The sequence below is a fragment of the Streptacidiphilus jeojiensis genome, assembly GCF_042510965.1.
Classification (GTDB): domain Bacteria; phylum Actinomycetota; class Actinomycetes; order Streptomycetales; family Streptomycetaceae; genus Streptacidiphilus; species Streptacidiphilus jeojiensis.
In genome coordinates this window covers 1,265,262-1,285,875 of sequence record NZ_JBEUKS010000001.1, presented here as the reverse complement: position 1 = coordinate 1,285,875, position 20,614 = coordinate 1,265,262, and the positions used below count along the sequence as shown (strand labels likewise).

At 70.6% G+C, this 20,614-nt stretch carries 22 protein-coding genes; 9 read left to right on the top strand and 13 right to left on the bottom strand.

All coding sequences use genetic code 11. The annotated features are described in order from the left end of the window. Positions 1-11: 11 nt before the first annotated feature. The 4 genes from ABUW04_RS05895 to ABUW04_RS05880 form a co-directional block, all read right to left on the bottom strand. Positions 12-569: a TetR/AcrR family transcriptional regulator gene (locus tag ABUW04_RS05895; protein WP_380563377.1), complete on the bottom strand. Its 558-nt coding sequence runs from the start codon at positions 567-569 to the stop codon at positions 12-14. Positions 570-615: 46 nt separating this feature from the next. Next, positions 616-1,365: a FadR/GntR family transcriptional regulator gene (locus ABUW04_RS05890; RefSeq protein ID WP_380563375.1), complete on the bottom strand. Its 750-nt coding sequence runs from the start codon at positions 1,363-1,365 to the stop codon at positions 616-618. A gap of 74 nt (positions 1,366-1,439) precedes the next feature. After that, positions 1,440-2,210: an SDR family NAD(P)-dependent oxidoreductase gene (locus tag ABUW04_RS05885; RefSeq protein WP_380563373.1), complete on the bottom strand. Its 771-nt coding sequence runs from the start codon at positions 2,208-2,210 to the stop codon at positions 1,440-1,442. Beyond that, positions 2,210-3,379, bottom strand: a complete 1,170-nt coding sequence (locus ABUW04_RS05880) for an acyl-CoA dehydrogenase family protein (RefSeq protein ID WP_380563371.1) — start codon at positions 3,377-3,379, stop codon at positions 2,210-2,212. Before ABUW04_RS05880 ends, ABUW04_RS05885 begins: the two co-directional genes overlap by 1 nt. A 219-nt stretch (positions 3,380-3,598) precedes the next feature. Between ABUW04_RS05880 and ABUW04_RS05875 the strand changes: the two genes are divergently transcribed. The 3 genes from ABUW04_RS05875 to ABUW04_RS05865 all read left to right on the top strand — a co-directional run bounded on the left by ABUW04_RS05875 (position 3,599) and on the right by ABUW04_RS05865 (position 6,326). After that, a complete protein-coding gene (locus ABUW04_RS05875; protein ID WP_380563369.1) occupies positions 3,599-4,840 on the top strand; it encodes a cytochrome P450 in 1,242 nt (413 codons plus the stop codon). Positions 4,841-4,923: 83 nt separating this feature from the next. Beyond that, entirely contained in the window at positions 4,924-5,130 is a 207-nt protein-coding gene (locus ABUW04_RS05870) for a ferredoxin (RefSeq protein WP_030253434.1), read from the top strand. Continuing rightward, positions 5,127-6,326, top strand: a complete 1,200-nt coding sequence (locus ABUW04_RS05865; protein WP_380563367.1) for an NAD(P)/FAD-dependent oxidoreductase — start codon at positions 5,127-5,129, stop codon at positions 6,324-6,326. The genes ABUW04_RS05870 and ABUW04_RS05865 overlap by 4 nt, the downstream gene beginning before the upstream one ends. A 26-nt stretch (positions 6,327-6,352) precedes the next feature. Here ABUW04_RS05865 and ABUW04_RS05860 read toward each other — a convergent pair whose 3' ends face one another. Both ABUW04_RS05860 and ABUW04_RS05855 read right to left on the bottom strand, forming a co-directional pair. Beyond that, entirely contained in the window at positions 6,353-7,393 is a 1,041-nt protein-coding gene (locus tag ABUW04_RS05860; RefSeq protein WP_380563365.1) for an NAD(P)H-dependent amine dehydrogenase family protein, read from the bottom strand. A 63-nt stretch (positions 7,394-7,456) separates the two neighbouring features. After that, entirely contained in the window at positions 7,457-8,161 is a 705-nt protein-coding gene (locus ABUW04_RS05855) for a TetR/AcrR family transcriptional regulator (protein ID WP_232242122.1), read from the bottom strand. 145 nt (positions 8,162-8,306) lie between these two features. Here ABUW04_RS05855 and ABUW04_RS05850 point away from each other — a divergent pair, with 145 nt between their 5' ends. Genes ABUW04_RS05850 through ABUW04_RS05825 form a run of 6 tightly spaced genes read left to right on the top strand, consistent with a single transcriptional unit; the run spans position 8,307 to position 14,369 of the window. Further along, the gene (locus tag ABUW04_RS05850) at positions 8,307-9,584 is read left to right on the top strand and encodes an acyl-CoA dehydrogenase family protein (RefSeq protein WP_380563362.1); all 1,278 of its coding nucleotides are present in this window, start codon (positions 8,307-8,309) and stop codon (positions 9,582-9,584) included. Beyond that, positions 9,581-10,612, top strand: a complete 1,032-nt coding sequence (locus tag ABUW04_RS05845; protein WP_380563360.1) for a phosphotransferase family protein — start codon at positions 9,581-9,583, stop codon at positions 10,610-10,612. The genes ABUW04_RS05850 and ABUW04_RS05845 overlap by 4 nt, the downstream gene beginning before the upstream one ends. Beyond that, positions 10,609-11,550 (top strand): NADPH:quinone oxidoreductase family protein, encoded by a 942-nt coding sequence (locus ABUW04_RS05840; protein ID WP_380563358.1) that lies wholly within the window; start codon positions 10,609-10,611, stop codon positions 11,548-11,550. Before ABUW04_RS05845 ends, ABUW04_RS05840 begins: the two co-directional genes overlap by 4 nt. Then, complete coding sequence (locus tag ABUW04_RS05835) at positions 11,540-12,391, top strand: acyl-CoA dehydrogenase family protein (RefSeq protein WP_380563355.1); 852 nt, start codon at positions 11,540-11,542, stop codon at positions 12,389-12,391. The genes ABUW04_RS05840 and ABUW04_RS05835 overlap by 11 nt, the downstream gene beginning before the upstream one ends. Further along, positions 12,388-13,542, top strand: a complete 1,155-nt coding sequence (locus tag ABUW04_RS05830) for an acyl-CoA dehydrogenase family protein (protein WP_380563353.1) — start codon at positions 12,388-12,390, stop codon at positions 13,540-13,542. Before ABUW04_RS05835 ends, ABUW04_RS05830 begins: the two co-directional genes overlap by 4 nt. 35 nt (positions 13,543-13,577) lie before the next feature. Then, the gene (locus tag ABUW04_RS05825) at positions 13,578-14,369 is read left to right on the top strand and encodes an enoyl-CoA hydratase (RefSeq protein WP_030253418.1); all 792 of its coding nucleotides are present in this window, start codon (positions 13,578-13,580) and stop codon (positions 14,367-14,369) included. Between the two features lie 7 nt (positions 14,370-14,376). On the opposite strand, the gene ABUW04_RS05820 is transcribed toward ABUW04_RS05825, so the two are convergent. The 7 genes from ABUW04_RS05820 to ABUW04_RS05790 all read right to left on the bottom strand — a co-directional run bounded on the left by ABUW04_RS05820 (position 14,377) and on the right by ABUW04_RS05790 (position 20,607). Further along, on the bottom strand, positions 14,377-15,057 hold the full coding sequence (locus tag ABUW04_RS05820; protein WP_380563351.1) for a response regulator transcription factor: 681 nt from the start codon (positions 15,055-15,057) through the stop codon (positions 14,377-14,379). Further along, entirely contained in the window at positions 15,054-16,298 is a 1,245-nt protein-coding gene (locus ABUW04_RS05815; RefSeq protein WP_380563349.1) for a sensor histidine kinase, read from the bottom strand. The genes ABUW04_RS05820 and ABUW04_RS05815 overlap by 4 nt, the downstream gene beginning before the upstream one ends. Positions 16,299-16,498: 200 nt before the next feature. Then, positions 16,499-17,722 (bottom strand): metal-dependent hydrolase family protein, encoded by a 1,224-nt coding sequence (locus ABUW04_RS05810; protein ID WP_380563347.1) that lies wholly within the window; start codon positions 17,720-17,722, stop codon positions 16,499-16,501. 3 nt (positions 17,723-17,725) lie between these two features. Next, positions 17,726-18,046, bottom strand: coding sequence for a hypothetical protein (locus ABUW04_RS05805; protein WP_380563345.1), 321 nt, complete (start codon positions 18,044-18,046; stop codon positions 17,726-17,728). Continuing rightward, a complete protein-coding gene (locus ABUW04_RS05800; RefSeq protein WP_380563343.1) occupies positions 18,033-19,328 on the bottom strand; it encodes an aromatic ring-hydroxylating oxygenase subunit alpha in 1,296 nt (431 codons plus the stop codon). Before ABUW04_RS05800 ends, ABUW04_RS05805 begins: the two co-directional genes overlap by 14 nt. 26 nt (positions 19,329-19,354) lie before the next feature. Then, positions 19,355-19,888, bottom strand: a complete 534-nt coding sequence (locus ABUW04_RS05795) for a carboxymuconolactone decarboxylase family protein (protein WP_380563341.1) — start codon at positions 19,886-19,888, stop codon at positions 19,355-19,357. Continuing rightward, positions 19,885-20,607 carry an SDR family NAD(P)-dependent oxidoreductase gene (locus ABUW04_RS05790; protein ID WP_380563339.1) on the bottom strand — a complete coding sequence of 241 codons (723 nt, stop codon included), beginning with the start codon at positions 20,605-20,607 and terminating at the stop codon, positions 19,885-19,887. Before ABUW04_RS05790 ends, ABUW04_RS05795 begins: the two co-directional genes overlap by 4 nt. Positions 20,608-20,614 lie beyond the last annotated feature (7 nt).

Genomic DNA, 20,614 nt, shown 5'->3' with positions numbered 1-20,614 from the left:
GGCGGGCCAAGTCAGCCCAGCAGGACGCGGATCTGACGGGCGACGCTGTTCAGGGGCCTTCTGCTGCGGTGCGCCCGGGCCAGCAGAAGTGCGCCCTCGATCATCGCCAGGATCGTGACGGCGAGGTCGTCGGCATCCTGGCGGCTCGCCAGTTGTGCCCGAAGGGCCGTCTCCCACGAGGAGTAGACCTCCGCGCACGCCTCCTGCAGCAGGTCGTTGCCGGCGGCCGTCTCCAGGGCGACGGTGGCGACGGGGCACCCCTTGTGCCAGTCCGAGCCCTCCAGGCGGTCGCCCAGCTGTCGCAGGACCGCGTCGACGAACTCCGCCGCCGAGGAGGTGGAGTCGGCCAGCCCGCCCATCGCGTCGCCGATCGTCTGCCCTGCCCGCCGGATCGACTCGGCGACCAACTGGTCCTTGCCGCCGGGGAAGTGGAAGTAGAGCGAGCCGCGGGGCGCACCGCCGGCAGCGATCACCTGGTTGAGTCCGGTGCCGAAGTAACCTCTGGCCTCGACCGACTCCTGCGTTGCGTCCAGCAGACGGTCCCGCGTTTCGGTGCCCTTCTGTCCCATGGCGCCAAAACTAGACCGATCTACATATTCCTGCAACCACCGCCCCTCAGCCGGAGAGGTCGATGCGGTCGCGCTGGTCGAGGGTGGCGGCCACGGTGGCGAAGCCGCAGACGTGGCGGGTCATCCGGCGCATCGCCGCCGGGGCGTCCTGCTTGCGGATCGCCTCGGTGACCTTGGCGTGGGCCCGGGCGGTGACGCCGCGGATGTCCGCGTCCAGGAACTGCTCCAGGTCGGTGGCGGAGTAGATCGCCTGGGAGAGGGCGCTCATGAAGCCGATCAGCAGTTCGTTGTCGCCGGCCTTGGCCACGGCGTTGTGCCAGCGGATGTTGGCGCGGAGGAACCTGGGGAGGTCGGCGCCGGCGTCCACCAGGTCCGCGTGGGCGGCGTCCAGGTCGGCGAGGTCGGCATTGGTGCGGCGCTTGGCGGCCAGGGCGGCGCAGGTCGGCTCGATCGCCTCGCGGGTCTCGTGCAGGGCCTCCAGGCGGATCTGCTGTCCCCGGATGACCAGCTGCACGGTGTTCGCCAGCGATTCACGGCCGGGCCGGTGCACGAAGGCGCCACCGCCCCGGCCCGGCCTGATCCGCAGCAGCTTCTCGACCTCCAGGATGCGCAGGGCCTCCCGCACCGTGGCCCGGCTCAGGCCGGTCTGCTCGACCAGTTGACGTTCCGGCGGAAGCGCCGTTCCCTCGGCGAGTTCGCCGCTGAGGATCCGCTCGCGCACCTCGGCGGCCAGCACGTCCGACGCCTTGGGGACGGTGAGAGCGCCGAAGCGCGGCAGGGGCTCTGCGCTCTGCATGGGTTCGGACCTCTCGTTGCTGGTCGGACGGTTCCTTTTGGCTGAACCATTCAACACACGACGTGCTCCACATGTCACATGACGAACCCCCCGTCGACCGGTAGGACCTGGCCGGTGATGAAGGAGGCGGCGTTGGAGGCGAGGAAGACGAAGGCGCCGGCTACCTCCTCGGGGGCGGCCCAGCGGCGGAGGGGGATGCGGGCGAGCATGGCGGCGGCGAACTTCTCGTCGGTGCGGATGGTGGCGGTCATCGGGGTGGCCGCCAGCGGGGCCAGGGCGTTGACGGTGATCTGACGGCGGGCCAACTCCCGGGCCAGCGACTTGGTCAGGCCGATGATGGCGGCCTTGCCGGCGGAGTAGTTGACCTGGCCCAGGGTGCCGGTGATGCCGGCCGAGGAGGTGACGTTGATGATGCGGCCGGTGCCGTCGTCCGGGAGGAAGGGCAGGGCGGCCTGGGCGCAGTGGAAGGCGCCCATCAGGTGGATGTCCATGATGCGGCGGAAGGAGTCCTCCTTGAGGTTCTCGAACATGGCCGGTGCGGTGACCCCGGCGTTGTTGACCAGGATGTGCAGCTTGCCGCCGGTGCGGGACGCGGCCAGGGCCACGGCGGTGTCGGCGCCGACGCGGTCGGTGACGTCCAGGGCGTAGCTGTCCGCCTTCAGCCCCGCGGCGGTGAGCTTCTCGGCGACGGCCGCGGCGGCCGGTCCGTCCACGTCGGTGACGAGTACCGTCGCTCCGGCTGCGGCCAGCGCTTCGGCGACGGCGGAGCCGATGCCGCCGGCGGCGCCGGTGACCAGCGCGGAGCGGCCGGTGAGATCGAACAGTGCGGTGGTGTCGGCGACCATCAGTAGCTCCTCGGCATTCCCAGTGTGTGCGATCCCAGGTAGTTCAGGATCATTTCCTGGCTGATCGGGGCGATCTTCATCAGTCGGGCCTCGCGGAAGTAGCGGGCCACGGGGTACTCCTCGGAGTAGCCCATGCCGCCGTGGGTCTGCAGCGCCCGGTCGGCGGCGGCGAAACCGGCGTCCGCGCACAGGTACTTGGCGGTGTTGGCCTCGCGGCCGCACGGTCTGCCGTGGTCGTAGAGCCAGGTCGCCTTGCGCAGCATCAGCTCGGCCGCGTCCAGCCGGGCCAGTGAGTCCGCGAGCGGGAACTGCACGCCCTGGTTCATGCCGATCGGCCGGTCGAAGACGACCCGTTCCTTGGCGTACTCCACGGCCCGGTCGAGTGCCACCCGGCCGATGCCGAGTGCCTCTGCGGCGATCAGCATCCGTTCCGGGTTGAGGCCGTCGAGCAGGTAGCGGAAGCCCTCGCCCTCCTCGCCGACCCGGTCCTCGACCGGGATCCGGAGGTCGTCGATGAACAGCTCGTTGGAGCTGACGGCGTTGCGGCCCATCTTGGGGATGGGCCGGATGTCGATCCGTTTGCGGTCCAGGTCGGTGAGGAAGAGCGTCATGCCGTCGGTCTTCCGGGCCACTTGGTCGATCTTGGTGGTCCGGGTCAGCAGCAGGATCTTCTCGGACTCCAACGCCTTGGAGATCCACACCTTCCGGCCGTTGACCACGTACCCGTCGTCGCCGTCCCGCTCGGCGAAGGTGGTGATGCTGGTGGTGTCCAGGCCGGCGCCCGGTTCGGTGACGCCGAAGCAGACATGCAGGTCGCCGGTGGCGATCCGGGGCAGGGTGCGGCGTTTGAGCTCCTCGGAGCCGTGCACCGCGACCGGGTGCATGCCGAAGATGGACATGTGGATCGAGCTGGCGGCGTTCATGCCGCCGCCGGACCGCGCGACCGCCTCCAGCAGCAGCGAGGCCTCGGTGATGCCGAGGCCGTGGCCGCCGTACTCCTCGGGGACGGTGATGCCCAGCCAGCCGCCGCCGGCGACGGCCTCGTAGAACTCGGTGGGGAACTCGTGGTCGCGGTCCCGGGTCATCCAGTAGCGGTCGTCGAACCGGTGCAGCAGTCCGGCTATGCCCTCCTGGATCGCTTTTTGATCATCAGTCAGCTCGAAGTCCACCGTACGGACACCCCCAAGGGCTCGTTTTGGCGAAACATATCAAAGGTCAGACCAAAAAAGGGGCCGGATTGCTTGAGCCGGGCAACTGCTGGCCGTAGCGTGGACCGCATGCCTCCGGAAGGTTCGGACGGCCCCGCCGGGCCGACCGGCCGGGACTCTGTCGAGGCTTCAACTGCCCTGCCCTGCCCAGGAACTGCTCCCCCGTCAATGAGGAGAGAGATGGCCGACACACTGGCCGACACCGCGAACGAAGCCGCTGCGTCCCTTCCCGAGTACCCCATGGCCAGGGAGGGCCGCTGCCCGTTCGACCCGCCCGCGGCGATGCGGGCGCTTCCCGCCGAGCGTCCGATCAGCAGGGCCCGGATCTGGGACGGCAGCACGCCGTGGCTGATCACCGGCCACGCCGAGCAGCGGACTCTCTTCGCCGACCCCCGGGTCAGCGTCGACGAGCACCAGCCCGGATTCCCGCACCAGAGCCACGCCATGGCGGAGACCCTGGACCACCGGCCGCTGACCATCTTCAACGCGGACGCCCCCGAGCACACCAGGTTCCGCCGGATGCTCACCGGGCCGTTCACGCTCAAGCGGGTGGAGGCGCTGCGGCCGGCCATCCAGAAGATCACCGACGACCGGATCGACGCGATGCTGGCCGGTCCCAAGCCGGTCGACCTGGTCACCGCGCTGGCGCTGCCGGTGCCGACGGTGATGATCACCGAGCTGCTGGGCGTGCCCTACAAGGACCATGAGTTCTTCCAGCGCCACGGCGTCACCGCGGTCGACCGCGACGCGACGCCCGAGCAGAGCCGGGAGTCCAGCACCGCGCTGGTCACCTACCTGGCCGAGGCGATCGTGGCCAAGATGGCCGACCCCGCCGAGGACGTGCTGTCCGACCTGGCGGCGCGGGTCAAGGCGGGCGAGGTCACCGTGCCCGACGCCGCGCTGATGGCGGTGGTGCTGCTGATCGCGGGCCACGAGACCAGCGCCAACATGATCGCCCTGGGCACGCTGGCGCTGCTGCAGCAGCCCGAGCAGCTGGCCCTGCTGCGCGACACCGAGGACCCGAAGGTGGTCGCGGCCGCGGTGGAGGAACTGCTGCGCTACCTGACGATCGCTCACACCGGCCAGCGCCGGATCGCGTTGGAGGACATCGAGGTCGGCGGCGAGACGATCCGGGCGGGGGAGGGCATCATCCTGGACCTGCCGTCCGCCAACCGTGATCCGGAGGCCTTCCCCGAGCCGCAGCGGCTCGACCTCACCCGATCGGCCCGCCACCACCACGCCTTCGGCTTCGGCATCCACCAGTGCGTGGGCCAGTTGCTGGCCCGGGTGGAGCTGCAGATCGTCTACGGCACCCTCTACCGGCGCATCCCCACCCTGCGGCTGGCCACGGAGGTGGAGCAGATCGAGTTCAAGGACGACCGGCTGGCCTACGGGGTCTACGAGCTCCCGGTCACCTGGTAGCGACCCGAGCACCTGAGCATTTGAGCACCCGCGCATCTGGGCACCGAGCACCCGAGCCACGGACGAACGGAACAGGCATGACCATGCAGGTGGAAGTGGACGAGTCGAAGTGCATCGCGGCGGGCCAGTGCGTGCTCAGCGCCCCCGAGGTGTTCGACCAGCGGGACGAGGACGGCATCGTGGTGCTGCTGGAGCAGCGGCCCGGTGCCGAGCTCCACGAGGTGGTGCGCGAGGCGGCGGGCCTGTGCCCGGCCGCGGCGATCCGGCTGGCCGAACTGGTCGAAGGGTGAGCCGGATCCTGGTCGTCGGCGCCTCGGCCGCCGGGCTCGCGGCCGCCGAGACCCTGCGTCGGGAGGGCTTCGACGGGACGCTGACGCTGGTCGGCGACGAGCCGCACGCCTTCTACGACCGCCCGCCGCTGTCCAAGCAGATCCTGGCCTCGCAGTGGGAGCCGGGCAAGCTGGCCCTGCGCCCGCCGGCCGACCTGGAGGCGCTGGGCCTGGACCTGCGCCTGGGCGTCGCCGCCGCCGGTCTCGACCCGGCCGGACGTACGGTGCGGCTGGCCGACGGCAGCGAACTGCGCTACGACGGGCTGATCGTGGCCACCGGAGTGCGTCCGCGCAGGCTGCCGGGCGAGGGCGCCCATGTGCTGCGGACCCTCCGCGACGCCCTGGTACTGCGGGACCGGCTGGGGCGGGGGAGACGGCTGGCCGTGGTCGGCGCCGGATTCCTCGGATCGGAGGCGGCCGCGGTCGCCCGGGGGCTGGGGGCCGAGGTCGTCCTGGTGGAACCGGCGCCGGTGCCGTTGGCGCATGCCGTCGGGGCCGAGGTCGGTCGGGTGCTGACGCAGGCCCACCTGGACCACGGGGTCGACCTGCGCACCGGGGTCGCCGTCGTCGAGGCGGGCGGCGGGGGTGTCCGCCTCGCCGACGGTGAACTGATCGACGCCGACGAGGTCCTGGTGGCGGTCGGCTCGGTGCCCAACACCGAGTGGTTGGCGGGCAGCGGTCTGACCCTGGCCGACGGCCTGGTCTGCGACGAGTACTGCGCCGCGGCGCCGGGGGTGTACGGGGCGGGGGACGTCGCGCGCTGGCACAATCCGCTGTTCGACGTGCCGATGCGGATCGAGCACCGCACCAACGCGGCCGAGATGGGCATGGCCGCCGCCCGCAACCTGCTGCGTCCGGAGGTGGAGGCGGAGGCGGAGGCACGCAGGCCGTTCGCCCCGGTGCCGTACTTCTGGTCTGACCAGTACGACATGAAGATCCAGGCCTACGGCTACCTGCGCGGCCATGACGAGATCGCCGTCGTGGACGGGGATCTGAGTGGGCGTCGGTTCGTGGCCGCCTACCGCACCGGCGACCACTTGGCCGGGGCGCTGGCGGTCGGCATGCCGCCGAAGGCGCTGCTGTCCTGGCGGCGTGCGGTCGCGTCCCGGGCGGCCTGGAGCGAGGCGGTGCCGAGCACGGCGTCGGTGGTGGGGTAGCCGGCACAACAGTCCAGCCCCGGGGATCAGTTGAGGGTGGCGACGATCTGGGGGAGGTCGGTCGTCGAGCGGATCCCCGGGGCCGCCTCGCAGACGAAGGGGACGGCGTTGACGGCGCGGTTGGCCGTGTACGAGGGCGAGACCTCGGCGATCCGGTCGAGCGGTACGGCGAAGTGGATGTCGATGTCGAGCGGGGCGTCGCCCTCGACCTGGATGCGCCAGCCGGTGGACCGCAGGTTCCATGAACGGTCGATCTCGGTGGTGCAGTACCAGGTGGCCCGGAAGCGCAGCAGTGGCCGGCCGTCCCTGATGCCCGAGACCGTGATCCGTTGCGCCGCCACGGTGCCGGGCTCCAGGGTGCCGGCGGCGATCCGTACGGTACTGGTCGCGGTGGCGACCTCGCCCTCGGCCCGCACCGAGTCCAGCGGCAGCGCCAGCGCGTCGGCCAGGACGTGCAGCGACGGACCGAAGCTGTCGCGCGGATGGGCCAGCCGGCGCTCGTCGAACTCGGCTGGCGGCCTGCCGAAGCCCATGATGTCAAACAGCAGTCCCGGCGAGTCGCGTTGCGAGAGGTCGGCGAACTCGTCGATGGTCAGCCGGTCCAGCCGCCGCTGGATCGAGGTCAGCGCCAGCGGGACGGCCTCGGTGATGAACCCGGGGCTGCTGCCGGTGCTGTGGATCGAGGTGCCGCCCGCGGCGCAGGCCGCCTCCACCCGGGCCCGGAGCTCGGGGGCCAGGCTGGCCGCGCGGTGGAACTCGCCGCGGGTGGTGACGATGTTCGCCCCCGAGGCGAGCAGCCGGCAGACCTCGTCGAAGTCGCAGGCGCGCGGCATGTAGAGGACGCAGTCGGCGTCGAGCGCCAGGATCTCGTCGATGTCATAGGTCGTCAGGACCTCGGTCCTGCCCAGCCCGCAGAGCTCACCGGCGTCACGTCCTGCCTTGTCCGGCGTATGCACGAACACCCCGACCAGGTCCAGGTCGGGGTGTTCGACGACGGCCCGCAGCGAGCGGGTGCCGATGTTTCCGGTGGCCCACTGGGCGACCCGGTAGCGCCGTGAGGGTGCCATGGCCACGCTCCCGTCCTCGATCAGTCGCGAGAACGGTACTCTCCATGGGGGAGAGGGGCAATATCAGCGCTTCTTGGACGCGCTCGCCTTCGCGGGTGCGGCCGTCGAGGCGGTGGAGATGCCGTTGAGGCAGAACTGCCAGACCTCCTCGGCGGTGACCGGGCTGGCGTGGCTGTCCGCCGGAACTCCGTTGGCCTGGGCGGCGAACATGATGGTCTGCATGACCAGGTTGGCCTGGCGGCGGGGCTTTCCGGGCACGACCGCGCCGGCCTCGGTGGCCTGCTCGATCAGGTCGCTGAAGATCATCAGGATGGGCAGGTGCGCGGTCGCCACCTGGGCCGGGTGCTTGACCAGCAGCTGCAGTGCGAAGTCGCTGAACAGCGGCCGCTGGACGCCCGGGTCGGGGTGCGACTGACGGAAGAGCAGCTCCACGGCGACCCGCAGGGCCTCCACCGGGTCCGACTCGGCGGCGGACGCCTCGCGGATCTCGGCGGCCGAGGTGGCCAGCGCGTCCTCGAACAGCGCCAGCAGCAACTCGTGCTTGCCGTCGAAGTGCTGGTAGAAGCTGCGCAGCGACTGCTTGGAACGGTCGACGATCTCCTGGACGGTGAAGTCCGTGGTGCCCTTCTCGGCGATGAGCTCCTGCGCCGATTCCAGGAAGCGTTGGACCCGCTGTTCGGCACGCAGTTTCGCGGCGCGGGTGGATCGCTCGACGGCGCGTTGGCGCCAAGCGGGCTCGACGGGCGGTTCGGCAGCGGCAGCAGTCACGGGCAAAACGATACTCCACTCCTGTGGTAATCGAGCCCAGCCCCCTACCGAACCGCGCATCACGTGTTTCGAGACTCTTACTTCCATCTGAAGAGAAGGCTATTCTCATCGCAGGTGTACCACCACGAGACGAGGGTCGGCTGACATGGCATGGGACTTTTCCACCGAGCCGGAGTTCGAGGAGAAGTTGGAGTGGATCCGGGAGTTCCGCTCCGAACGGATAGAACCGCTGGACCTGCTGTACCCGGGCCGGGCCTACCATCCGCTCGACGACGAGCTCGGCCCCGTGGTCCGGTCGCTCAAGCAGCAGGTGCGGGACCAGGGCCTGTGGGCGCCGCACCTCGGCCCCGAGCTGGGCGGACGCGGGTTCGGGCAGGTCAGGCTGGCGCTCATCAACGAGATCCTGGGCACCTCCAGCTGGGCCCCCGTCATCTTCGGCACGGCCGCGCCGGACACCGGCAACGCCGAGATCATCGCCCGCTACGGCACCGAGGAGCAGAAGCAGCGCTACCTCCAGCCGCTGCTGGAGGGCGAGTGCTTCTCCTGTTTCTCGATGACCGAGCCGCAGGCCGGCGCGGACCCCACGCTGTTCACCACCCGGGCGGTGCGGGACGGCGACGAGTGGGTGATCACCGGACGGAAGTTCTTCTCCTCCAACGCGCGCACCGCACGGTTCGTCATCGTGATGGCGGTGACCGACCCCGACGTCAGCCCGTACAAGGGGATGTCGATGTTCCTGGTGCCGAGCGACACCCCCGGCCTGCGGGTGGAGCGGCACCTGGGCACCCTGGGCGAGGCCGCGGACGAGGGCATGCACGCGCTGATGTCGTACGACGGGGTGCGGGTGCCGGGCGACGCGCTGCTCGGCGGCGAGGGCCAGGCGTTCGTGATCGCCCAGACCCGCCTGGGCGGCGGGCGGGTGCACCACGCCATGCGGGTGGTCGGGCAGTGCCAGAAGGCGCTGGACATGATGGCCGAGCGCGCCGTCTCCCGCGAGACCCAGGGCAGCAGGCTGGCGGACAAGCAACTGGTCCAGGCCGACCTGGCCGACTCCTACGCACAGCTCGCCCAGTTCCGGCTGTTCGTCCTGTACACGGCCTGGCAGATCGACCAGTACAACGACTACCGGCGGGTCAGGAAGGACATCGCCGCCATCAAGTTCCTGACCCCCAAGGTCCTGCACGACATCGTCTACCGCTCGATGCACCTGCACGGGGCGCTCGGGGTCTCCAACGAGATGCCCTTCGCCGACATGTGGACCGGGGCCGCGGTGATGGCGGTCGTCGACGGACCGACCGAAGTCCACAAGATCACGGTGGCCAAGGAGGTGCTGCGCGGCCGCGAGGCCGCGCCCGGCCTGTGGCCCACCGAGCACCTGCCCGCTCGTCGGGAGTGGGCCCGCAAGCAGCTGGAGAACATGTGAATACGGAATCACTCGCCCGCTGGCTGGACGGTCAGGGCATCGCGCCGGGCGAACCCCTGGAGACCTCCCTCATCTCCGGCGGCACCTCCAACGACATCCACCAGATCCGGCGCGGCGACCTGCGGCTGGTGCTGCGCAAGCCGCCGGAGAAGGTCCCGCCGGGGCGCGACAAGACCATGCTGCGCGAGTACCGGGTGCTGAAGGCGCTCAACGGCACCGACGTCCCGCATCCGGAGGCCATCGCCGTCTGCGACGACACCAGCGTGCTGGGCTCCTGCTTCTACCTGATGGAGGAGGTCGACGGCTGGTCGCCGATGAACACCGACGGGTGGCCGGAGCCGTATCGGAGCGACCTGTCGCTGCGTCCCGGCCTGGCCCTCCAGTTGGTCGAGGGGATCGCCAGGCTCGGCAACGTGGACTGGCGGGCGCGCGGACTGGAGGGCTTCGGGACGCCCGAGGGCTTCCACGACCGGCAGGTCGACCGCTGGCTGGCGCATCTGGCGAAGTTCCAGTTCCGCGAGCTGCCCGGACTGGACCGGGCCGCCGCCTGGCTGCGGGTGCACCGGCCCAGCCACTGGGAGCCGGGGATCATCCACGGCGACTACCAGTTCGCCAATGTGATGTTCCGTCACGGCGGGCCGGCCCGGCTCGCGGCGCTGGTGGACTTCGAGCTGTCCACCGTCGGCGACCCGCTGCTGGACCTGGGCTGGGTGCTGATGGGCTGGCCCAACGCCGACGAGGACCGCTCGCAGCAGGGCTACGCCGACTACACCGGCATGCCGGACCGGGCCGACCTGATCGAGCACTACGCCACGGTGAGCGGACGGGACGTCAGCGAGATCGACTACTACGTGATCCTGGCCAGGTTCAAGATGGCGGTGGTGCTGGAGGGCGGATACGCCCGGCATGTGAAGGGCGACGGCGGCAACCCGAAGATGGCCTACTACGGGGACGCGGTGCTGCAGATGGCCGCGGGAGCGGCCGAACTCGCCGCCACCACCAAGCTCGCAGCGTCGACCGCGACATGAGGGCGGCCCGGTGCAATGCCGTCGGCGGCCCGGTGGTGGTCGAGGAGGTCCCCGAGCCGCAGGGCGAGGTGCCCGTCGACGTGCGGTTCGCGGCGGTGAACTTCGCCGACCTGCTGGTGGTCCGGGGCACCTACCAGGTCAAGGAGGAACCGCCGTTCACCCCCGGGAGCGAGTTCGCCGGGGTGGTGGCGCGGTCCGGGCACGGCTTCGAGAAGGGCGAGCGGGTCTTCGGCTCGGTCTTCGTCGGCGCCTGGGCCGAACGCGTCGCCGTCGCGGCGACCAGCCTGAACCGGATCCCGGCGTCGATCCCGCCCGAGCGCGCCGCCGCCTTCGGGGTCTCCCACGCCACCGCGTTCAACGCGCTGCGCCTGGTCGCCGACGTGCGGCCGGGGGAGCGGGTGGCGGTGCTCGGCGCGGCCGGGGGAGTGGGCCTGGCGACCGTCGAACTGGCCGCGCTGCTCGGCGCCGAGGTGGTCGCGGTCGCCTCCACCGAGGAGAAGCGGGCCGTCTGCGCCAAGCAGGGAGCCCATGAGGTGCTGCCGTACGAAGACCTCAAGCGGCGGCTGCAGCAGTCGGGCGGGGCCGACGTGGTGGTCGACCCGGTCGGCGGTCCGCACTCCGAGCAGGCGCTGCGGGGGATGAACTGGGGCGGACGGTTCGTCAGCGTGGGCTTCGCCAGCGGCGAGATCCCGCGGATCCCGCTCAACCTGACGATGCTCAAGGGCGTCACCATCCACGGCTTCGACTTCGGCGGCTGGGGGCGGCACCACCGGGAGCGGCTGCTGGCCGCCCGGACCGAACTGCACCGGATGTTCGCCGAGGGGGCGATCCACCCCCGGGTCCATGCCGTGTACCCGCTGGACGCCGTGGCGCAGGCCGTCAGCCTGGGCCGGCAGGCCCTGGGCAAGGTCCTTCTGGAGGTCAACGATGGAGTTTGAGTTCGACGAGGACCAGCAACTGCTGCAGCGCCTGGTCCGCGAGACGGTGACCAAGTCCCGTTCGCTGCCCGAGGACCAGCTCTGGACCACGTACCAGGAGCTGGGCTGGCTGGAGGCGCCCCCGGTGGAGCTGGCGATCGTGCTGGAGGAGTTGGGCTACGTCGCCGATCCGACCCCGTTCCTGGCCAGCTCCACCTGGTTCGCGCCGTTGGCCGGACGGCTGCCGCGGGGGTCGGGCACCGGCGTCTTCGACGGAGCCGGACGGTTCGTGCTCGACGCGGACCGGGCCGACGAGATCGCGCTGCTCACCGGGGACGGTGTGGTGGTGGTCGACGGCGCGGACCTGGACCCGCAACGGGTCGACACCTTCGACGCGACCCTGCACGTGGCCCACGTACAGGCGCCGGATCTGGTCCGCGACGTCCCCGACCTGGCCCTGATGGGACTGGCGATCACCACGGTCGGCAGCTGCCGCCGGATCCTGGACCTGGTGGTCGGTCACGTCCGGCAGCGGGTCCAGTTCGGCCGGCCGATCGGCTCCTTCCAGGCCGTCAAGCACAAGGCCGCGGACATGTACGTGGCGATCGAACGGGCCAGGGCGCTGGCCTACTTCTCCGCGCTCACCATCGCCGAGGACGACCCCCGGCGCACCCGGGCCGCCTCGATGGCCAAGGCCGCCGCCGGGGAGTGCCAGCGGCTCTGCTTCCAGGACGGCTACCAGCTGTTCGGTGCCATGGGCTACACCTGGGAGAACGAGCTGCAGATCCACCTCAAGCGGGCCAAGGCCGGCGACCTGCTGCTGGGAACGGCAGCCGAACACAGGAAGGCGCTGCTGCGATGAGGCTGACCTCCGAATCCGACGCCGAGGTCGAGGAGTTCCGGGCCGAGTTCTCGGCGTTCATCGACGCCAACGTGCCCGGCGCCGCCGAGGCGGTGCCCGCCTCGCAGTCCACCGCCGACGTGCCGCCGTGGGCGGCCGCCTGGCAGCGCAAGCTGTTCGACGCGGGCTGGCTGCTGCCGGGCAACCCGCCGGAGTTCGGCGGGCGCAACGCCACCCTGCCGCAGCAGCTCGCCCACCTGGAGGAGCTGTCCCGACGGCGGATCAACCACAGCTTCAACCCGCAGGGGCTGGGCATCATCGCGGCCTCGATCCTCACCTTCGGGACCGAGGAGCAGAAGCACCGCTGGGCCGTCCCCATCCTGCGGGCCGAGATGACCGCGGCGCTCGGCATGAGCGAGCCGGAGGCCGGCTCCGACCTGGCCAGCCTGCGCACCCGGGCGGTGCTGGACGGCGACCAGTTCACCGTCAACGGGCAGAAGGTGTGGACCTCCGGGGCGCACGACGCCGATGTGCTGCTCACCTTCGTGCGCACCGACCCGGACGCGCCCAAGCACAAGGGCATCAGCGTGCTGCTGATCCCCACCGACACCGAGGGAGTGGTCCGCAAGCCGTTCGGCTGCCTCACCGACCCCGACGACCTGGACTTCAACGAGGTGTTCTTCACCGACGTCAAGGTCCCCAGGGAGAACCTGGTCGGCCCGCTGAACGGCGGCTGGGGGGTGGCGCACGGCTCGCTCGGGCACGAGCGCACGCTGCTGTGGCTGCACTACGCCGAACGTCTGGAGGACCTGATCCAGGACGCGCCCTGCGCCGAGGAGTGGTACGCCACCCTGCAGATGGACTTCCAGGCGCTCAAGCTGCTGGGCTACCGGCAGCTCGGCGAGGACCGCAACGAGGCGGAGCTGTCCGTGCTCAAGCTGTTCGGCTCGGAGGCCGTGCGGTCCGCGGCGCTGTGCGCCCTGGAGGCGCGCGGGGCCGACGGCCTGGTCCACCCCGAACTGACCGGGCCGCTCAACCACATGGGCATGCCGTCGTTCACCGCCAGCTGGTTCGAGCGCTACGCCCGGTCCTTCGGCGGCACCATCGCCGGCGGCACCTCCGAGATCCAGCGCAACATCATCGCCGAGCGCATCCTCGGCCTGCCCCGATGACACAGCCTGCCCCGATGAGAGAAGGAGCCACCCGGATGGACCAGATCCTGTACGAGGCCAAGGACGGGGTGGCGGTCATCACCCTGAACCGTCCCGAGGTGGCCAACGCCCAGACCATGGCGCTGCTGGACGACCTGGACGCGGCCTGGACCCGGGCCGCGGCCGACCCGGAGGTGAAGGTCATCGTGCTGCGGGGCAACGGCCGGCACTTCTCGGCCGGGCACGACCTCAAGGACCGCTGGCCGGCCCCCAAGGAGATCACCCTGGAGTGGATCTACAACGCCGAGACCCGCAGGTACCTGGAGTACACCCTGCGCTGGCGCAACATCCCCAAGCCGTCGATCGCCGCGGTGCAGGGCAAGTGCATCGCCGGCGGACTGATGCTCTGCTGGCCCTGCGACCTGATCCTGGCGGCCGAGAACGCCGAGTTCTCCGACCCGGTGGTGTACATGGGGATCGGCGGGGTGGAGTACCACGGCCACACCTGGGAGCTGGGCGCGCGCAAGGCCAAGGAGATCCTGTTCACCGGCCGGGCCGTGACCGCCGCGGAGGCGGAGCGGGTCGGCATGGTCAACCGGGTCGTGCCGCTGGAGGAGCTGGACGCGGCGGCGATGGAGCTGGCCGGGCAGATCGCGCAGATGCCGGCGTTCGGCCTGCGCCAGGCCAAGCGCGCGGTCAACCAGACCCTGGACGTGCAGGGCTTCTACGCCGCCGTCCAGTCGGTCTTCGACATCCACGAGACCGGCCACGGCAACGCGCTGAGCGTCACCGGGTACCCGGTGCTGACCCGGCTGGACGGGATGAAGGAGCACATCAGGAAGCAGTGACGTGCAGTCAGGCCTGCGGCGGTGCCGGCTTCACCAGGCCGGACTGATAGGCGATCACCACCAGCTGGGCGCGGTCGCGGGCGGACAGCTTCATCATGGCCCGCTGGATGTGGGTGCGGATGGTGAGGTGGCTGACGAACAGCTCCTCGGCGATGTCCTGGTTGGACTTGCCGTGCGCGGCCAGAGCCATCACCTCGCGCTCACGGGTGGTCAGCGCGGAGAGCTGCTCGGGCGGCGCCAGGTGCGCCTCGGGGTCGGGGGAGACCAGGAAGCGGCTGATCAGCGCCCGGGTGGCGACCGGGGAGAGGAGGGCGTCGCCGGAGGCCACGGTGCGGATGCCGGCGAGGAGTTCGTCGGTGCTGACGTCCTTGCCCAGGAAGCCTCCGGCACCGGCGCGGACGGCCCTGGCGACGTACTCGTCGATCTCGAAGGTCGTCAGGATCAGCACATGGGTGGCGGCGAGTTCCGGGTCGGCGCAGATGGCGGCGGTGGCGGTCAGTCCGTCCGTGCCGGGCATGCGGATGTCCATCACCACCACGTCGGGCTGGTGGGTGCGGGTCAGCTCGATTGCCTCGGCGCCGTCGGCGGCTTCGGCGACCACCTCCAGGTCGTCGCAGGAGTCGATCAGGATCCGGAAGGTCGCACGCAGCAGGGCCTGGTCGTCGGCGAGCAGGACGCGGATGGTCATGAAGCGGTGTCTTCTTTCGGGCTGGGGTCTTTAGGGGCGCGGGAGGGCAGCGGAAGCTCGGCGAGCACCTGGAAGCCGCCGTCCGGGCGCGGGCCGGTTCGCAGCCGGCCGCCGACCGAGTGGGCGCGTTCGCGCATGCCGATCAGGCCGAAGCCGCTGTCGGGGGCCGGGGCGGCGGGGGCGGACGGCCTGCGGGCGGGTGGGCCGGCGCCCTGGTCGGTGACCGCGATGCTCAGCCATTCGTGGGAGTAGGCCAGCTCCACCCGTGCCTCCTTGGTGCCCGCGTGCTTGGTGACATTGGTGAGCGCCTCCTGCACGATCCGGTACGCCGTCAGGTCCGCTCCCGGCGACAGCGCTCGTGGTGGGCCCCCGTCGGCGACGGTGACGGTGACGTCGAGCCCGGCCGCCGAGAGGGCGGCGACCAGGTCGGGCAGCCTGGCCAGTCCCGGGGCCGGTTCCAGCGGTGCCTCCGGGTCGTCGGTCTGGCGCAGCAGGCCGACGGCGGCCTTGAGCTCGCGCAGCGCCGAGGAGGTGGTGGCGCTGAGCTCGGCGAGCATCTGCTGGGCCTGGTCGGGACGGTTGCGCACGACGTGTGCGGCGGTGCCGGCCTGGGCGTTGGCCAGCGCGAGGTGGTGCGCGACGACGTCGTGGAGTTCGCGGGCGATGCGCATGCGCTCCTCGGCCACCCGGTGCCGGGCCAGCTCCTCCCTGGTCCGCTCGGCCTGTTCGGCGCGGGTCTGGGCTGCTTCGAGGTACTCCGAGCGCATTCTGGCCACCGTTCCTAGAGACGTGGGGAGCAGCAGCCAGGCGGCGGGTGCGATGGTCTTGAGCACGAGCGGTTCGGCTGCGGGACCTGCCGCCATCGCCGTGACCACGAGCAGTCCGATGGTGACGAGGGTGTAGGTGTTGGCGGTCCTGCGGTCGGTGCGGAAGGCCAGTGCGAACAGGCCGACCATGACCGGTCCCAGCAGCAGCACGGTGAGCAGGTAGCCCAGCGCGGCCACCCCGACGGCGCAGCCGGTGACCACCGCCACGACCGTGCGCGGGTGGTCGCGGCGCCACAGCAGGGCGGCGCAGGAGACGCCGGTGAGCAGCACCGCGGGCCACCAGGGGACGCTGGAGGCGCCGCCCTGGAAGGTGATGGTGCTGCCGGAGAAGGAGAGGCCGAAGAGCAGCAGGGCCAGCGCCGCGTCGATGCTGCGGGCATGATCGCGCTGGTAGGTCTGCCAGGTGGTGAGCATCGGCGGGGTGGCTTCCTGTCGGGTGGTGCGACCATGGTCGCCGACCGGGCCGCGGTGTGCCCGCAGGGCCGACGGTCGACGGCTGTGTCGTGACTCCAGGCTGCCAGTCCGCGGTGGTGCGGTCGTCGTCCTCCTGCCGACATTCCCGACTACTGAATCCGCAGTACATGCCGGCGCCGATGCTCATTCGTCACCGGTGCTCACTCGTTGCGGAAGACCTTGCCGCCCTTCATGACGAAGCGGACGTCGGCGGTCACCGAGATGGACTCCAGCGGGTTGCCCGGCACTGCGACCAGGTCGGCGAGCAGCCCTTCGGCGATCCGTCCGCGGTCCTCGACGCCGATGAGCTCGGCGGCGTTGACGGTGGCGGCCCGCAGCACCTCCAGCGGTGTCATGCCCCGTTTGACCAGGGCGATGAGTTCCTGGGCGCCGCGGCCGTGCGGAATGGCCGGTGCGTCGGTGCCGACCGCGATCTTCACTCCGGCCTTGACCGCCCTGGCGACCACGGTCTGGGCCAGCGGGAACACCTCGGCCGCCTTCGCCCTGAGCTCGGGGGCGGCCCCGGTCAGGTCCATGCCCTCGGTCAGCGCCGTGGTCGGCACCAGGAAGGTCCCGCGTTCGGCCATCAGCGCGATGGTGTCGTCGTCCAGCAGGAAGCCGTGCTCGATGCAGTCGATGCCCGCCTCCACGGCGGCCCGGACGGCGGCGGCGCCGTGGGTGTGCGCCGCCACCTTGAGTCCGCGCCGGTGGGCCTCGTCCACGATGGCCCGGAACTCCTCGTCGGAGTAGTGCTGCGCCCCCGGGGTGCCGGTGTGCGACATCACCCCTCCCGACGCGCACACCTTGATCAGCTGCGCGCCGTGCTTGATCTGGTACCGCACCGCCTTGCGGACCTCGTCGACCCCGTTGGCTATCCCCTCCTCCAGCGAGAGGGGCATGATCCCGGGTGCGTAGGCGGTGAACATGGTGGGGTCCAGGTGGCCGCCGGTCGGGCTGATGGCGTGTCCGGCCGGCACGATCCGCGGTCCGTCGATCCAGCCCGCGTCGATGGCCTTGCCCAGGGCGACGTCCAGCAGGTAGCCGCCGGTCTTGACGAACAGTCCGAGGTTCCTGACGGTGGTGAACCCGGAGCGCAGCGTGCGGCGGGCGTTGCCGACGGCGCGGAGCATGCGCAGCGGCGGGTCGTCCTGGACGTGGGAGAGGACGCCGGTCTCGCCGCGTCCGCCCATCAGCAGGTTGACCTCCATGTCCATCAGGCCGGGGATGAGGGTGACGTCGCCCAGGTCGAGGACGTCACCCCCGGCCCCGGACGCGACAGCGGTCCCGACGGCGGTGATCCGGTCGCCCTCCACGGTGACCAGGCCCGGCGCCTCGATCTCCCCCGTCTCCACGTGCAGCACGCGGGCGGCTCTGAGGGTGACCATGCGTCAGACCCTGGGCTCGACGAGGAGGTCGAGGTAGGCGGCGCCGCTGTCCGGGACCCGGGCCTGCTTCCAGACCTCCACCGGGAAGGAGACCATCACCAGGGAGTAGGTGAGCTGCAGCAGGTTGCGCTCCGGCTCGGGCAGGTCGTCCAGCGGGAAGGCGTCCAGGTGCGCCATCGCCCGCTCCAGCAGCGGGAAGGCGGCGTCGTAGAAGGCCTGCATCTCCTCCATGGAGCTGGCCAGCCGCTTGGCGTAGCGCTGCGGCTCCTTGGCCAGGACCCAGTCGCTGTACGGTTCCAGCTCCGCGAACTCAGCCGGCAGCATCGGCGTGCTCCTTCTCGGCGTGCTTGGTGACGGCGTGCTTTTTGACGTAGTCCCCGACCACCTTGTGCAGGTGGCGGAGCAGGATCTCCTGGTCGTTGAGCGGGAAGTCGGTGACCACCCGGCCCTTGAGCATCGACTGGGTGGCCTCCAGGGTGTTGGCGTCCTGGAGCGCGTACTCCTTGAAGGTCACCGCCGCCAGCTCCTGGGCCAGCCGCTGGCTGGCGGTCTTCGCGGGCACGAAGTAGAGGTTGGCCTCGAAGGTGTGCCGGTCGACCGCGGTGGGCCAGTAGTGGTAGGTGAGGTACCACCCGGGCGCCCAGAACAGCAGGGTGAAGTTGGGGAAGAACTCGAAGGAGTCGGTGCCCCAGGAGCGGTGCCGGGCCGGGTTGAGGCCGGGCGGCAGCTTGTCCAGGCCCTCGATGGCGGGCTTGTCCCAGGGGCCGAACAGCCCGCTGCGCAGCACCCGTTCGATGGGCTTGACCATCGAGGGGTCCTTCGGCGGGGCCATCCCGCCCCAGGACGAGATCATCGCGTGCGGGCTGCGGAGCTCGTAGTGCAGCGCCTCGAAGCCGTAGCTGAGCAGCTTCTCCGACTCGTCCTTGGTGGCCTGCTTCTGGTGCAGCACCGGCGCGTGGTAGAACTCCGCGAACGCGTCGATGAACAGCTTCCAGTTGCTGCCGATGTCCGCCTTGTAGGTGAAGACCTCGGTCATCTCGTGGAAGGGGTAGCCCTCCAGGCCCTTGGCCATCTCGCCGAGGTACTCCGCCAGCGGCTGCGCGTCCGGGTCCAGGTTGACGAAGATGAACCCCTCCCAGATCTCGCAGCGCACCGCCTTGAGGCCGTACTCGCTCTTCTCGACGCCGAAGAACTCCTCCTCCTGCTGGATGAAGGTCAGTTCGCCGTCCAGGCCGTAGCGCCAGGCGTGGTACTTGCAGGTGAACTGGCGGCAGGTGCCCTTGACCTCCTCGCGCGGGAAGTCGTTCCAGACCAGCTTGTTGCCGCGGTGCCGGCAGACGTTGTGGAAGGCGCGGACCTCCTTGTCCCTGCCCCGCACGATGATCAGCGAGGTGTCGGCGGCGGCCAGCTCCTTGGTGAAGTAGCTGCCGGTCCTCGGTACCAGCTCGACCCGGCCGACGTTCAGCCAGGTCCGCTTGAAGATGGCGGCCTGCTCGGCCGCGTAGTAGGCGGGATCGACGGAGTCCTCGTAGTTGACGGGACCCGTGCCCAGCTCGGGGTACTGCTCGGTCCAGCTCCCGGTCTCAGGCTTGGTGAAGTGTGGCATGGTCACCCCTCTCTCATGTGAGAATATCATTCTCTGTCAGTGTAAGTGAAGTTCTCAACGGAGAACCCGGGGTCGAGTTCCACCTCGAAGGTGTTGAAGGCCATGGCGAGCAGGCCGTAGGCGCCGACGGTGAACACCAGGTCCATGAGTTGACGGTCACTCAGGTCGGCGGAGAGGAGCTGGTAGGTCGCGTCGGAGAGGGTGGAGTCCGTCTCCAGCTCGGCCACCGCGCGGTTGATCGGCGTGTCGGCCCCGGCGCGGATCTGGTCGATCTCCTCGTCGGTGACGCCGGCCCGCTTGGCGATCAGCAGGTGCTGCGCCCACTCGTACTGGCAGCGCCGCCGCCAGGCCACCCGCAGGACGGCCAGTTCGCGGATCCGCTTGGGCAGCGTGGAGGCGCCCAGCAGGTGCAGGTTGAAGCCCAGGAACGCCTTGGCCAGGTCGGGATGGTGGGCCAGCAGTCCGAGTGCGTTGGATGGCGGCAGCTTCTGCCCCCTGGCCATGGCCGCGAAGGCGTCGTCGTCCCACTGGTCGTGCGGGACCGGGGGCAGCCGGCTCATGTGTTCCGGCCGCCGTTCACGCCGAGGATCTGCCCGGTGATGTACCCGGCCTCTTCCGAGACCAGGAAGGAGCAGGCCGCGGCGATGTCCTCGGGGCGCCCGACCCGGCGCACCGGGGTCCGCTGGATGTGGTCCTCGACCGTTCCGCCGATCAGCTCGCGCGCCTCCGCCCTGCGCAGCATCGGGGTGTCGATGAAGCCGGGCGGTACCGCGTTGACGGTGATGCCGGCCGGGCCCAGCTCCAGGGCCAGCGCCTTGGTCAGTCCGTTGACCGCCGACTTGGACGCCACGTAGTGCGTCATGAACGGCTGCCCCGACTGGGCGCTGGAGGAGGAGATGTTGACGATCCGTCCCCAGCCGGCCTCCACCATGTCCGGGAGCACCGCCTGGACGCAGTGGAAGACGCCGTTCAGATTGACGTCGATCAGCCGCTGCCAGCTGGCGAAGGAGAGGTCGGCGAACCGCTTGAAGCCGTCCATGCCCGCCGCGTTGACCAGGATGGTGACCGGCCCCAGACGCTTCCTGACGTCGTCCAGCGCGGCGTCCACCTGGGCCCGGTCGGTGACGTCGGCCGCCAGGTCGTCGCTCCCGTCCAGCGGGTTGAGGTCGAGCGCGGCGACCTGGTGGCCGTCGGCCCGCAGGCGCTCGGCGATGGCGCGGCCGATGCCCGAGCCGCCTCCGGTGACCACTGCGGTCTTGATCGTGGCTGTGCTGATCACAAGAATC

Excerpts from the sequence above, each read along its gene's own strand:
- ABUW04_RS05805 (WP_380563345.1), bottom strand. The coding sequence starts at position 18,046 with ATGCTGCCGGCTGAGTTCGCGGAGCTGGAACCGTACAGCGACTGGGTC.
- ABUW04_RS05815 (WP_380563349.1), bottom strand. The coding sequence starts at position 16,298 with ATGCTCACCACCTGGCAGACCTACCAGCGCGATCATGCCCGCAGCATC.
- ABUW04_RS05860 (WP_380563365.1), bottom strand. The coding sequence starts at position 7,393 with ATGGCACCCTCACGGCGCTACCGGGTCGCCCAGTGGGCCACCGGAAAC.
- ABUW04_RS05800 (WP_380563343.1), bottom strand. The coding sequence starts at position 19,328 with ATGCCACACTTCACCAAGCCTGAGACCGGGAGCTGGACCGAGCAGTAC.
- ABUW04_RS05890 (WP_380563375.1), bottom strand. The coding sequence starts at position 1,365 with ATGCAGAGCGCAGAGCCCCTGCCGCGCTTCGGCGCTCTCACCGTCCCC.
- ABUW04_RS05870 (WP_030253434.1), top strand. The coding sequence starts at position 4,924 with ATGCAGGTGGAAGTGGACGAGTCGAAGTGCATCGCGGCGGGCCAGTGC.
- ABUW04_RS05885 (WP_380563373.1), bottom strand. The coding sequence starts at position 2,210 with ATGGTCGCCGACACCACCGCACTGTTCGATCTCACCGGCCGCTCCGCG.
- ABUW04_RS05825 (WP_030253418.1), top strand. The coding sequence starts at position 13,578 with ATGGACCAGATCCTGTACGAGGCCAAGGACGGGGTGGCGGTCATCACC.
- ABUW04_RS05795 (WP_380563341.1), bottom strand. The coding sequence starts at position 19,888 with ATGAGCCGGCTGCCCCCGGTCCCGCACGACCAGTGGGACGACGACGCC.
- ABUW04_RS05875 (WP_380563369.1), top strand. The coding sequence starts at position 3,599 with ATGGCCGACACACTGGCCGACACCGCGAACGAAGCCGCTGCGTCCCTT.
- ABUW04_RS05810 (WP_380563347.1), bottom strand. The coding sequence starts at position 17,722 with ATGGTCACCCTCAGAGCCGCCCGCGTGCTGCACGTGGAGACGGGGGAG.
- ABUW04_RS05820 (WP_380563351.1), bottom strand. The coding sequence starts at position 15,057 with ATGACCATCCGCGTCCTGCTCGCCGACGACCAGGCCCTGCTGCGTGCG.
- ABUW04_RS05835 (WP_380563355.1), top strand. The coding sequence starts at position 11,540 with ATGGAGTTTGAGTTCGACGAGGACCAGCAACTGCTGCAGCGCCTGGTC.
- ABUW04_RS05840 (WP_380563358.1), top strand. The coding sequence starts at position 10,609 with ATGAGGGCGGCCCGGTGCAATGCCGTCGGCGGCCCGGTGGTGGTCGAG.
- ABUW04_RS05830 (WP_380563353.1), top strand. The coding sequence starts at position 12,388 with ATGAGGCTGACCTCCGAATCCGACGCCGAGGTCGAGGAGTTCCGGGCC.
- ABUW04_RS05850 (WP_380563362.1), top strand. The coding sequence starts at position 8,307 with ATGGCATGGGACTTTTCCACCGAGCCGGAGTTCGAGGAGAAGTTGGAG.
- ABUW04_RS05895 (WP_380563377.1), bottom strand. The coding sequence starts at position 569 with ATGGGACAGAAGGGCACCGAAACGCGGGACCGTCTGCTGGACGCAACG.